This is a genomic window from Flavobacterium soyangense (assembly GCF_015277675.1).
Taxonomy (GTDB): domain Bacteria; phylum Bacteroidota; class Bacteroidia; order Flavobacteriales; family Flavobacteriaceae; genus Flavobacterium; species Flavobacterium soyangense.
The window spans coordinates 33,204-46,095 of sequence record NZ_JADHEC010000002.1; the positions used below are offsets into that span (position 1 = coordinate 33,204).

Here is a 12,892-nt window from a genome sequence, read left to right on the forward strand (position 1 = left end):
TATGAATAAAACATTCAATATTTATTGTGACGAAAGTTGTCACATCGAAAACGACCATAAAAAGTATATGTTTTTAGGCTCTACTAGTGTTGCCTATAATCAGGTCAAATTACATACTGAAAAAATTAAAGAGATAAAAAAGAAGCACCATTTTTATGCTGAAATAAAATGGTCTAATGTTTCCAAATCAAAAATACGTTTCTATCTAGAATTGGTCGATTATTTTTTTGCCACAGACTTACAATTTAGAACCGTAGGTATTGAAAAAGCAAAAATTAATAATGATGCTTTCAAACAATCCTACGATGACTTTTATTATAAAATGTACTATTACCTTTTAAACCACAACATTAACAGTTTGTATAATTATAATGTCTATTTAGACATTAAAGATACGTTGAGTGCATACAAAGTGAATAAACTAAAAGATGTTTTAAATACCAAATTTGGTGTTTTTAGAAACGTACAAAACATACGCTCCCATGAAAGTATTATTATGCAAGTAACCGATTTTATGATGGGTGCGATATCTTATCTTCACAACGAAGAGGATAAAAAAAATATTGCTAAAATTCAGATAATTGACAAAATAAAGCACCATTGCAATGATGCGTTAATGAAGACCAATTATTCAAATAAATTAAATTTATTTTTCATTGAATTAAGATAGTTATGCCATTAAATTTACTAAAAAGATACAATGACCTTCTTGATTTGGCTTCGCTTAATGAATCACAAAGGCTAGATTCACTAAAAAGAGTGTTTGGTGAAGCTTTCGTAAACAGACAACCTATACACTTTAATAACAAGATAGTAATTCCTTGTCCAAAAGATGGTGTGATTGGAATGGATACTTTGTTTAGGCACCTGACAACTGTAATTACGGATAGAGCTACAAATAAACGAGAATTTGAAATGAGTAGGTCAAAAAGACTTCATTGGGTTCGTTTCCATATTGATTGCAAAAAGAAAGAAAACATGATGTTTTTTTCAGTGAAAGAGCCAGAAGGATTGAGAACTTATTTGTACGATGTTGATGAAAAATATGTTATCGTATTTGAACCTAAGTTAGACCAAAATGTTTATTTTCTGCTTACTGCTTACTATCTAGAAGGGAAAGATGCACAAAGAGATAAAATTGTAAAAAAATACAAAAGGAAATTAGACGAAGTATTATAAAAGCAAAAAACGCAGAGCATCTAGGCTTGCGTTTCTCGATTTCCTTTTCTCGAGTGAGAAATGAACTCGGTGCAAATATAAGAAATATTTTCCTTACTTATCAACAATTAATAATAGTTATTAACAAATTTAACAAAAATTTTACTGTTTGTACAATCTTAGAGATTAATTGATTACGAGATAAATAAAGAGTAAATCATCAAGTATATTTTCAATAAATAATGGCAAAACAACCTGAACAAATTCTGGAAGAACAATTAGTCGCCCAATTGCAAAATATGGGGTATGGTTTAGTAACTATTATTGATGAAAAAGACCTGCTTACCAATCTAAAAGTGCAACTTGAGAAGCATAACAAGAAAGAGTTTACTGCCAAAGAGTTTGATCGTGTGCTTAATATTTTAAACAAAGGATCTGTTTTTGAAAAAGCAAAAACACTAAGGGAAAGACAACACATCCTGAAAGATAACGGAGAGGATTTATACTTTGAATTTATCAATACAGATCATTGGTGTCAAAACCAATTTCAGGTTACTCACCAAGTATCCATAGATGGTGTTTACAAAAACAGATACGATGTAACGCTACTTATCAATGGATTGCCATTGGTACAAATAGAACTCAAACGCCGTGGACTGGAACTCAAGGAAGCGTTTAACCAAATCAATCGCTACCAACGTCATTCATTTGGAGCCAATTCAGCCTTATTCCAGTACGTTCAGATTTTTGTAATCAGTAATGGTGTAAATACAAAATACTACGCTAACAACCGCAATCAGTCGTTCAAACAAACCTTCTACTGGACTGATGTAGCCAACAATCGTTTGACTAATATATTGAATGGTTTTACTTCGGACTTTTTAGATCCGTGCCATATCTCTAAAATGATATGCAAATACATTGTGTTGAGTGAAGCCTACAAAATACTAATGGTGCTTCGCCCCTACCAATACTATGCGGTAGAAGCATTGGTTGAGACGGTAAAGAACACCAATAAAAATGCCTATATCTGGCATACTACTGGTTCCGGAAAAACCTTGACTTCGTTTAAAGCCAGTCAGATTTTAATGAATTTACCACAAGTCAAAAAAGTGGTTTTTGTGGTAGACCGAAAAGATTTGGATTACCAAACCACAAAAGAATTCAATAGTTTCAGCAAAGGAAGCATCGATGGAACAGACAATACCAAAGCATTGGTAAATCAGTTCTCGGATGATACTAAACTGATTGTAACCACCATTCAAAAACTAAATACCGCCATAAGTAAAAAGCAGTATTTGAGTAAAATGGATAAACTGAAAGACGAACGCATTGTATTCATTTTCGATGAATGCCACCGTTCTCAGTTTGGGGAAACACATACTCGTATAAAATCTTTTTTCAATAATATTCAATTATTTGGCTTTACCGGTACGCCCATTTTTGCTGATAATGCGGTAAAGAATGAATTAGGGAAGCGTACCACCAAAGAGTTGTTTGGCGAATGTTTGCATAAATATGTGATTACAGATGCTATTAAAGACGAGAACGTTTTAAAGTTCTCCGTGGAATATGTGGGTCGTTACAAACAAAAAGACGACAGCAAAACTAACATAGACATTGAAGTAGAAGACATCGATACCAAGGAATTAATGGAATCTCCTTTGCGTTTAAACAAAATTGCTGATTACATCATAGACAATCACAATCGTAAAACCCACAGCAGGGAATTCACCGCAATGTTTTGTGTGAGTAGCGTGGAAACCCTGATTAAATATTATGAAATCCTTCAAGCCAAAAAGGAAGAAGGAAAACACAATTTAAAAATTGCTACTATTTTTAGTTATGCTACCAATGAAGATGATAAAGATGCCAATGGTTTCATCCCTGAAGAATTAGATATAGCAGCAGAACCAACTGAAAAGTATGGTTTAAACTCGCATTCCAGAGAAAAGCTAGATGCGTTTATTGTGGATTATAACACCATGTTTGGCACTAAATTCTCTACCAAAGACAGCGTTTTATTCTATAATTACTACAATGATATTTCTAAAAACGTAAAAAATAAAAAGATTGATATTCTCCTAGTAGTCAATATGTTTTTAACTGGTTTTGATAGTCCAAACCTGAATACGATGTATGTGGATAAGAACTTGAAACATCACGGATTGATTCAAGCCTATTCCAGAACAAATAGAATCCTGAACGAACAGAAATCACAGGGAAACATCATAGTGTTCCGTAACCTCAAAAAAGCAACCGATGACGCTATTGCACTCTTTTCTAATAAAGACGCAATAGACGTGATTATAATGCAACCTTACGAGGATTACGTGCAACAATTTGGTGAGGCTGTCACTGAACTATTAAAAATTGTTCCAACAGTAAACAGCGTAAATGATTTACAAAGTGAAAAGGAGGAATTAGAATTCATCAAAGCGTTCCGGGAACTAATGCGTATCAAAAATGTACTGACTACTTTTTCAGATTTCAATGGTGAAGATTTGGATATGGACGAGCAACTTTTTGAAGATTACAAAAGCAAGTATCTCGATTTATACGATAAAGTCAAAAATGACCATAGCAAAGAAAAAGTTTCCATATTGGAAGACGTAGATTTTGAATTGGAATTAATACACCGTGATGAAATCAACGTTACATACATTCTAAAACTATTGGCAAGCTTGAAAAATGCCGACCCAAAAGAGAAATCCAAGAAGCAAAAAGAAATCATTGATTTACTGACAGGAGAAGCAAACCTGAGAAGTAAACGTGAACTAATAGAACGTTTCATTCTAGAAAACCTTCCCGCAATAGAAGACACAGAAGACCTACCGGACCAATTTGAAAAATACTGGAATGAAGAACAGATAAAAGCCTTCAAACTACTGGTACAGGAAGAAAACTTGTCAGAAGAAAAAACAGAACAGCTAATAGAAAATTACCTCTTTGCCGAACGTGAACCTTTAAGAGATGAACTCTTGGACTTAATAGAAGGCGAAAAACCTAAAGTATTGGAACGTAAGAAAACAGGTGACAGGATTTTGAGTAAGATTATTGGATTTGTGGAAACTTTTGTGAGTGGGTTTGCGAAGGTGGGGTAGGATTTTGGAAGAGATTAAGAAAAACTAGTTCGCTAAAAAATAATCTTCATTTAATAAATCAGAATTAAGATTCATTATTATCTTTGTATACAAACAAACATTAAATTAATACAATAGGCATCAAATTGGCCATCATAATAGAAGTAAAACAACGTCAAGTCTTGATTTAACTGCTAATCTGTCCCGAGGGGCGAGCCCAAGAGAGGGAGCAAAAGCAGAAAGGCTATCAGAAATGATAGCCTTTTTTGGTTTCAGCCCCGTAGTTCAACGGATAGAATGGGAGTTTCCTAAACTTTTGATCCGAGTTCGATTCTCGGCGGGGCTACAAAAAGACTATTAGAAATGATGGTCTTTTTTAGTTAAATTATTTCTTCAATACCTGTAAAATATGCCCGCCAACACTTTGTAACCAATCGCCAAATACTCATAAGAAGAATATTCTAATGGGTTGTAACTGATTCTGCCTTTGCATCACTTGAAAATCCTTCCATATTCGCAACCCTAGGAAAAAGTCAGGGCATTGGCATCGTGATTAGGATTGATTATTATTTTAAGTCTATTATTGAATGTGATTTCATGTTTACAATTGAATTCTTACTTTATAAAATACTAAAGTCATCCTAATGGTTTAGATAAAAGCAGGTATTTAGCCTATCTTTACATCATACTTTAATTAGTTTTTTATGAAACTGTATTTGAATACATTTTTTCTAAATATATTTTTCTTTTCCTCTTTACTTTTTGTGAGCAGTTGCAATAATAGTAAAGCAAGAGACATAAAAATTGAAAGAAACGTCAAAAAATCTGTAATTGATACGTCAAAACCTGGAATCGCAAACCTCAAAATTGACACAACTGACTATAACAAAAGAATTGCAGCATTGTGTAATAATGATACTAGCGGAAAATGGCCTGTAAAAGCACCGTACCCATTGCCCGGAGCTATCTTGCCCTATCACAGAATCATTGCTTTTTACGGCAATATGTATTCCAAAAGAATGGGAGTTTTAGGGGAGTTGCCTAAAAGTGAAATGCTGAAAAAACTGCAATCTGAAGTAACGAGATGGCAAAAAGTAGATTCCACTGTAAAGACAATTCCTGCCTTACATTATATAGCCATTACCGCTCAAGGTTCTCCGGGTAAAGCAAATTTACACCGTATGCGAATGCCTTTTAAACAAATTGATACAATTATGAATTGGGCAAAATCAATTAACGCACTAGTGTTTCTGGATATTCAGGTTGGTCATAGCACCGTAAAAGAAGAAGCAGCCACACTGGAACATTATCTCAAACTGCCCAATGTTCATTTAGGTATTGACCCCGAGTTTTCGTTGAAAAATGGAGAAATCCCCGGAACAAAAATTGGCACATTTACGGCAGATGATATCAATGATGCCATTGACATTTTAGTGAAAATAGTGCGTGAAAATAAGCTAGCTCCCAAGGTTTTGATTGTACATCGTTTTACTCAAGGAATGGTAACTAATTATAAAAAAATTAAAAAAGTTCCCGAAGTCCAGATTGTAATGGATATGGATGGATTTGGTTCGAAAGTTTTAAAAAAATCTACATATCTTAGTTATATCTATAAGGAACCTGTGCAATTTACCGGCTTTAAATTATTTTATAAAAATGATAATAAAAACGGATGGCAAATGTACACCCCCCAAGAATTACTAAAATTTACCCCTAAACCCATATACATCCAATACCAGTAATTTTTGGTAATCCTTTTTGAATAATGAAAAATATTTTGTTCCCATTTCTTGTTGGACTTTTGATTTTGACAGGATGTCAATCTAAACCAGATACGGTAAAAAAAGACGTGGCTTTCGCCAAAAAAGAAGTTAAAATAGAAATCCAAAAAAAGAAAGAAGCCAGCCCTGAACAAATAGTTAAAAAACCCGAAGTCCCAATTTTATGTTACCATCGCATTCGTAATATCCTCCCTGACGACGGGCCAAATATGAAAGTATATTCGGTTACTCCTTCAGCTTTTGCAGAGCAAATAAAAGCATTATCAGAAAATGGATTTCACACTATTTTACCTGCTCAACTAGATGAATATTTAACTCACAACGGAAAATTACCTTCTAAACCCATAATGATTACTTTTGATGATACCCGTGAAGAACAATTTAATATTGGTGCTGCCGAAATGAATAAATATGGTTTCAAAGGCGTATTTTTTATTATGACAATTTCTATCAACCGCCCTAAATATATGACTAATGAGCAATTAAAAAAATTATCAGATGACGGAAATGTTATTGGTGCTCATTCTTGGGATCACCATATGGTAACAAAATATAAAGGAGAAGATTGGGAAATCCAACTTACAAAACCCAAAAAGAAACTCGAAGCCATTATTGGCAAACCCGTAAATTATTTTGCCTATCCTGATGGTATATGGAATCAGGAAGCAATTACTCAAATACAAAAAAATGGGTATAAACTTGCTTTTATCTTGTCTACCAAAAGAGATTCAACACAACCTCTTTTCACCATCCGACGAATAATTGTTCCCGGAACTTGGTCAACTCCAGAATTTCTAAAAGCAATACAATCCAGTTTTAATAAATAATTTATCTTACAATTACTTTAATTAATTCTTTTTATATCAGAACTCAAATGTTAATCGACATCATAAAGATGGTAACAGATTTAAAAATTTTTAATAAATCGAAAATTGTTTTATAAAATTGTTTTATAAAATTGTTTAAAAAACAAATAAAATATTTTTACCCCAATAAAACACCCCCCTTATTGCATTATTTATTCATATTTTAAACATTACACCCTGTAATGTATTAGGGTATAATTCTATTGTTATTTTTTTAAGATTGCGAAATTGAAAAAATGAGATTGAAAAAAAAACACAATTGTTAAAAATAATTATCCAAATAACGGATTTGGCAATAGTTGTAGAATATTCAATAAAACAAACGTTTTGACGAAAATAAATTAATAAATTTGTGTAAATCAGTTGTTTTTTTAACGGAAAACTTTAAAGTTTGAATATTTAATAATAGATGCTATGATAGATTTGATACCTAAATTAAATCCAAACGGTTGGGATGAAATGTTTTCAAATAAAGGGGTCAGGAGCTCTTACCGCAAAGTGCTTCAAACATTAGAAAATCTAAATCCTGAAAATCTAAATCAAAAACAAAAGCAAGCAAGTGATTTGTTTATGAATCAAGGCATCACTTTTACGGTTTATAGCGATGACAATCAAGGAATTGAAAGAATTTTTCCATTTGATATTATCCCGAGAATTATTGCCCAAAAAGAATGGCTTGGAGTAGAATCTGGAATAAAACAAAGGTTAAAAGCACTCAACTTATTTTTAGAAGATATCTACAATGAACAGCTAATTATAAAAGAAGGAGTTATTCCCGCAGCATTAATAGCATCTTGCCCACATTATATTCAGGAAGTTCACGGAATAAAAGTGCCTCATAACATTCACATACACATTGCCGGAATTGATTTAATCAGGGGCGCTAAGGGTGAATTTTATGTCTTGGAAGACAATTTAAGATGTCCGAGCGGAGTTAGCTACATGCTGGAAAACAGGGAGATTACTAAACGTATATTTCCCGAGATGCTTTCTGCTAATCAAGTAAGCATGGTAGGGAATTATCCGATGATTTTTCATAACATACTTGTTTCTTTATCTCCAAGAAATACATCAAATCCAAATGTCGTTTTGCTTACACCCGGTATTTATAATTCGGCTTATTATGAGCATACTTTTTTGGCAAGGCAAATGGGGATTCCATTAGTAGAAGGACGGGATTTAGTTGTAAGCAACAACAAAGTGTATATGAAAACCACTTCGGGACTTCACCAAGTAGATGTGATATACAGACGCCTTGACGATGAATACCTTGACCCTTTAGTTTTTAAACCCGACAGCGCTTTAGGCGTTCCGGGACTTATAAGCGCTTATAAACAAGGAAATGTAGCCTTGGTTAATGCAGTGGGAAATGGAGTTGCTGATGATAAAGCAGTCTATGCTTATGTTCCGGATATGATACGATATTATCTCAACGAAGAGCCCATTCTTAACAATGTTCCAACCTATCAAATGGAAAATAAGGAAGAACGAGAAATGGTATTTGCCAATATGGAAAATATGGTCATTAAGGAGACTAACGGAAGTGGTGGCTATGGAATGATTATGGGCAATAAAGCCTCCGAAAAAGAACTTAAAAACGGAAAGGTTGCAATACTTGAAAATCCTCGAAATTTTATCGCACAACCTATTATTCAACTCAGCACAGTTCCTTGTTTTATAAATGGCGAACTTAAATTACGACACGTAGATTTAAGACCTTATGCTTTATGTGGTCCAAATGGTGTTGAAATAGTTCCCGGCGGACTTACTCGGGTAGCATTAACAGAAGGTTCTTTGGTAGTCAACTCTTCTCAAGGAGGAGGTAGCAAGGACACATGGATTATTGGATAAATTAAAAAAAAGGCTTTTATTTTTTTAAAAAAACACAATAAAATGAAAACAAATATGCTCAGCCGCGTGGCGGATGGAATGTTTTGGCTTAATAGATATATGGAGAGAGCTGATGGAATGCTGCTTACCCTAAACACATTCTACATCTTGTCTTTTGACAAAGAGATGAATGATTCTCAAGGATATAAACCACTATTGGAACACTACACCAATTTGTCAAAAAATCAAATGATTCAGTCCCAATACGACACTAATTTTGTGTTGAAGTATATCATTTGTGATAATCAAAATACTAATTCCGTAAAAAATCTTGTCATTAAAGCGCGCGAAAATGCAAGAGGTTCCCAAGACAAGATAACCAAAGAACTTTGGGAACACATCAATTCTCTGTATCATTTCATGAATTCTCCAGATTTGCCTAAAAAGTTAGAAACCCATGAAGCACTAAACATTATTACCAAACTCAACAAAGACCTTTTACTATATAATGGGATACTTCAAGTTACAATGCCAAGAGGAATGGGTTGGTGTTTTTCTTGTGTTGGTAAACATATCGAACGCTGCTTACAAACTATTTCGGTAACACAAGCTTACTACAAGCCCATTAATTATAATCTTGACGGAGAGGAAGACTTATTGTATTGGAGAAGATTATTATTGTCACTGTCGGGTTACGAACAATATTTAAAAAGTTACAGTAACATTTCACACAATCGTAAAGTTGTACAACATGTGATTTTCAACAGAGATTTTGCACATTCTGTAATTTACACATTAGGGTATATCGATAAATATTTAGACTACCTTTTTAAAGACAATAACTTGAGCGAAGCAAGAACATTGAAGAATCAATTTGGCAGATTAAAAAGTTATGTAGAATATACAGACTATCATCACTTGACTGGACAGCAACTAGAGGAAATGCTAAATAACACAAGAACTCAACTGATCCAGTTTTCGACAGATTTCTCAAAATTATTCTTCTCCTATACTTAAAAAAATGGCGGTTTTCAAAATAGTTCACATTACAAAATACCAATACAATTGGCCAATTAAGGAGAGTATCAACGAAATTCGTTTATTCCCTCACAATTTTGACAATCAGGACGTGTTGCAACACCAACTCTTGATAACCAATAATCCAGATGTTCAAATTTCGAAAGATTATTATGGTAATAGGGTTGGAAATTTCGATAATTTAGAGGTTCATGAAGAAATGACCATCGAATCAAGAATGCTTGTACGGGTAAATCATTCACTCAAAATACCAGAAATTGATACTGCCACAGTTCAAGATTTGGAAAAAGAAAAAGGAAAAAGCATTGCACTGCTTCGGCTTTCTTATCCGGAGACCATTACTAAACAAAAGAAAATTATTGCCATCTTAAAAAAGATAAATTGTGTTGGCAAACCAATTATAGAAATTGCCCAACAATGTAATTATTATGTGTTTAAAACCTTTATCTACACTAAAGGAATTACAAATATAGAAACTACCATAGATGAAATTTTAGAGATTAAAAAGGGCGTTTGCCAAGACTTTGCCCACATATTACTACAACTCTTACGCACAGCCGGTATTCCTGCTAGATATGTGAGTGGCTATATTTGTCCTAACGAAAATGGTCTTAGAGGAGAAGGCGCAACGCATGCTTGGGTAGAATTTTATAGTCCAACACAAGGTTGGCTTGGGCTTGATCCAACCAATAACATTTGGACAATGGATAATCATGTAAAACTTTCTGTTGGACGAAATTTTAATGATTGTACTCCCGTAAAAGGAACTTTCAAAGGTCTTTCCAAACAAACACTTTCTGTGTGTGTTTCCATTGGTTACGAAGATGGAAGGCAATTTGAGGAAATAAATGATGTGAAACTTCAGGAAGTTTCGATAGAAGAACAAAAGCAGCTTAACTACAAAGAACAACAACAACAACAACAACAACAATAATAAATCCTTAATGCTGCAGCGCCATTTTATTTAGAGATAAAATGGCGCTGTTTTTGTATAATACTAACTGAAATATCACATATTATACAACCAACTTGCCGGATTGTTGTAAGTTGTATTTTGTGAAATAGTAAACTTAAGTATTGTTTTTCCTGTTTCACCATTAGTTCTTACTTTACCAATGCTTTGTTTTATACTTACTTTATCGCCTTTACTCACGTACACGGAACTTAAGTTTTGATATACCGTGAAATAATCCCCGTGTTGTATCACCACTGCTTTATTTACCGGAGATAAAACAATAACACTCGTTACTTCGCCACCAAATACAGCTCTAGCGGCAGCGCCTTGATCTGTTGTTATTTCTACGCCGCTATTGTGAATTGTTAAGGAAGCAAATTGTGGATGTGGCTGATCACCAAAAGGCAATGAAACAAATCCTTTTTCTACAGGCCAAGGTAATTTTCCTCTATTAGCTCTGAAATTATCAGCAAGTATTTTTGATTCTGCAGTCAATATTATTCTCGATGAAGATACTGCGGCTGAAGAAGAAACAATGGCTTTGGCACGTGTTTTTATTTCTTCATTTGTTTCTCCCTTGGATTCTGCTTTTGCTTTTTCCAATGCTTTTTCCAATGCTGCTTTTCTGTTGGCTTCAGCAATGGCTTCACGTATCAATCTGTCTATTTGTCTGTCAATAGCTTTTGATTCCTGTTGTTTTTTCTTGATTTCGGCAGCAATTTTTTTCTTGTCTTTTTTGATGGAATCAACCAGTACCTGTTGTTCCTGTTTTTCTTTCAATAGTGACAATCTTTCTTTTTCATTTTCAGCAATCAGTTTTTGCTTGGCCGTTTTTTGAACATCCAATTTTCCGTTGTAAACAATAAGTTGGTCTGATTTAGATTTAATTTCCTCTCCTTGCAATTTTCGGTAGTTGGTATATTGTTTCATATACTGAGCTCTTTTATAGGCCTGCAGGAAACTATTGGACGATAGAATGAACATCGCACGGCTTTGCTCAGAACGACTTTTATATGATTTTACAATCATTCTGGCATAATCTTCTTTGAGTATGACAAGTTCCTTTTTTAATTTGTTGATTTGGACTTGGTTTATATACATATCATTGCTCAACAACCTGGTTTGCTTTTCAGTAGTATTTATCAACTTTTCTTTAAGCTTTATTTTATTGCCTTGAATGACAATCACATTTACGGCTGATTTTTCTTTTTTCTTTACCGTTTGCAAAAGCCTTTCATTATCCCTTATTTCTTGTTGTATTTGGGCTTTTCGTTCTTCTAATTTTTCTTGTTGGGTTGATTGGCTCCACATTAGTGAAGTCATACACATAAAAATCAGGCTTAGGAGAAATTTTGGCATCTTAAAAATATATTTATGCAAACTTACTTAATTATAATTCTTTTGTAATCATTTGGAACACTATAAGGAAAAGAAAGTTTTTCATTAAAGGTTACCGTGTTGTATTCCAAATTAATTTCGGTTTTGCCTTTCTTTTGATAAGTGTCTATATTAATGGCCAAAGGCAAAATCATTTCATTGAATTCTTTTTGGTTTGAATACACAACCTGAATCATTCTTCCCTCGTTAGTTTGTGTGATTTCCTGTTTATTCACCAAAAATTTATCGGCATCAAAATAAAAGGATTTCTTGGTGTTATCATCAGATGTGTCATCCAATCTATAGACTTGGTCGGCAGACGACTCCGTGTATTTTCCTTTTTTTAAATCATCGATCACTCTTCCCAATAACATATTTTGAACTTTATCGAAATTTAAATCGGTTCCCAATAATTGGCTTAGTGCACTGAAATCGCCTTCATAATAATCGCCGTTTATCTTTTCATAATAGCTTACTGATGTTGGCGTGATTGATGCTTTTGCCATTGTGATTCCCAAAAATCGAATGCTAATCAAAATTTGTTCGTCTTTCTTTATTTTTATTTCGGCTGTAACATTCTGTGTTTGTTTCTCGTTAGCAAAATGTGCATTCGCTTTTATATATAATGTCGAAAATTCATTTTTATTGTTGTAGTAGTTTTCTATTATTTTATAGGAACTCATTCGGATTTCATTTTTGGTCACCCCTACCACTGCCGCTTTCGATTTGCACGACACGAGTGCCAACGAACTTAAAAAGCAAACCATAAAAACAGCTACTGTTTTTGTCAAAAATTTATTCATT

General features: G+C 33.6%; 10 protein-coding genes and 1 tRNA gene. 9 read left to right on the forward strand and 2 right to left on the reverse strand.

Annotation, left to right across the window (positions count from 1 at the left end):
* Position 1 precedes the first annotated feature (1 nt).
* The 9 genes from IR213_RS01155 to IR213_RS01195 all read left to right on the forward strand — a co-directional run bounded on the left by IR213_RS01155 (position 2) and on the right by IR213_RS01195 (position 10,690).
* Complete coding sequence (locus tag IR213_RS01155) at positions 2–670, forward strand: DUF3800 domain-containing protein (RefSeq protein WP_131914655.1); 669 nt, start codon at positions 2–4, stop codon at positions 668–670.
* Between the two features lie 2 nt (positions 671–672).
* Positions 673–1,179 (forward strand): hypothetical protein, encoded by a 507-nt coding sequence (locus tag IR213_RS01160; RefSeq protein WP_194310478.1) that lies wholly within the window; start codon positions 673–675, stop codon positions 1,177–1,179.
* Positions 1,180–1,400: 221 nt separating this feature from the next.
* On the forward strand, positions 1,401–4,262 hold the full coding sequence (locus IR213_RS01165) for a type I restriction endonuclease subunit R (protein ID WP_194310479.1): 2,862 nt from the start codon (positions 1,401–1,403) through the stop codon (positions 4,260–4,262).
* 253 nt (positions 4,263–4,515) lie between these two features.
* A tRNA-Arg gene (locus IR213_RS01170) sits at positions 4,516–4,587 on the forward strand.
* Between the two features lie 358 nt (positions 4,588–4,945).
* On the forward strand, positions 4,946–5,983 hold the full coding sequence (locus tag IR213_RS01175) for a hypothetical protein (RefSeq protein ID WP_194310480.1): 1,038 nt from the start codon (positions 4,946–4,948) through the stop codon (positions 5,981–5,983).
* Between the two features lie 23 nt (positions 5,984–6,006).
* Positions 6,007–6,849 carry a polysaccharide deacetylase family protein gene (locus IR213_RS01180; protein WP_194310481.1) on the forward strand — a complete coding sequence of 281 codons (843 nt, stop codon included), beginning with the start codon at positions 6,007–6,009 and terminating at the stop codon, positions 6,847–6,849.
* Between the two features lie 453 nt (positions 6,850–7,302).
* A complete protein-coding gene (locus IR213_RS01185; protein WP_194310482.1) occupies positions 7,303–8,739 on the forward strand; it encodes a circularly permuted type 2 ATP-grasp protein in 1,437 nt (478 codons plus the stop codon).
* Positions 8,740–8,781: 42 nt separating this feature from the next.
* Complete coding sequence (locus tag IR213_RS01190; protein ID WP_194310483.1) at positions 8,782–9,735, forward strand: alpha-E domain-containing protein; 954 nt, start codon at positions 8,782–8,784, stop codon at positions 9,733–9,735.
* Positions 9,736–9,739: 4 nt separating this feature from the next.
* On the forward strand, positions 9,740–10,690 hold the full coding sequence (locus tag IR213_RS01195; protein WP_194310484.1) for a transglutaminase family protein: 951 nt from the start codon (positions 9,740–9,742) through the stop codon (positions 10,688–10,690).
* A 75-nt stretch (positions 10,691–10,765) separates the two neighbouring features.
* Here IR213_RS01195 and IR213_RS01200 read toward each other — a convergent pair whose 3' ends face one another.
* Complete coding sequence (locus IR213_RS01200; RefSeq protein ID WP_194310485.1) at positions 10,766–12,070, reverse strand: murein hydrolase activator EnvC family protein; 1,305 nt, start codon at positions 12,068–12,070, stop codon at positions 10,766–10,768.
* Between the two features lie 23 nt (positions 12,071–12,093).
* The gene (locus IR213_RS01205; RefSeq protein ID WP_194310486.1) at positions 12,094–12,891 is read right to left on the reverse strand and encodes a DUF4292 domain-containing protein; all 798 of its coding nucleotides are present in this window, start codon (positions 12,889–12,891) and stop codon (positions 12,094–12,096) included.
* Position 12,892: the final 1 nt, after the last annotated feature.

What these genes read in the sequence shown, in the direction of transcription:
- IR213_RS01155 (WP_131914655.1), top strand. Translation starts at nt 2, where the DNA reads ATGAATAAAACATTCAATATTTATTGTGACGAAAGTTGTCACATCGAA.
- IR213_RS01160 (WP_194310478.1), top strand. Translation starts at nt 673, where the DNA reads ATGCCATTAAATTTACTAAAAAGATACAATGACCTTCTTGATTTGGCT.
- IR213_RS01165 (WP_194310479.1), top strand. Translation starts at nt 1,401, where the DNA reads ATGGCAAAACAACCTGAACAAATTCTGGAAGAACAATTAGTCGCCCAA.
- IR213_RS01175 (WP_194310480.1), top strand. Translation starts at nt 4,946, where the DNA reads ATGAAACTGTATTTGAATACATTTTTTCTAAATATATTTTTCTTTTCC.
- IR213_RS01180 (WP_194310481.1), top strand. Translation starts at nt 6,007, where the DNA reads ATGAAAAATATTTTGTTCCCATTTCTTGTTGGACTTTTGATTTTGACA.
- IR213_RS01185 (WP_194310482.1), top strand. Translation starts at nt 7,303, where the DNA reads ATGATAGATTTGATACCTAAATTAAATCCAAACGGTTGGGATGAAATG.
- IR213_RS01190 (WP_194310483.1), top strand. Translation starts at nt 8,782, where the DNA reads ATGAAAACAAATATGCTCAGCCGCGTGGCGGATGGAATGTTTTGGCTT.
- IR213_RS01195 (WP_194310484.1), top strand. Translation starts at nt 9,740, where the DNA reads ATGGCGGTTTTCAAAATAGTTCACATTACAAAATACCAATACAATTGG.
- IR213_RS01200 (WP_194310485.1), bottom strand. Translation starts at nt 12,070, where the DNA reads ATGCCAAAATTTCTCCTAAGCCTGATTTTTATGTGTATGACTTCACTA.
- IR213_RS01205 (WP_194310486.1), bottom strand. Translation starts at nt 12,891, where the DNA reads ATGAATAAATTTTTGACAAAAACAGTAGCTGTTTTTATGGTTTGCTTT.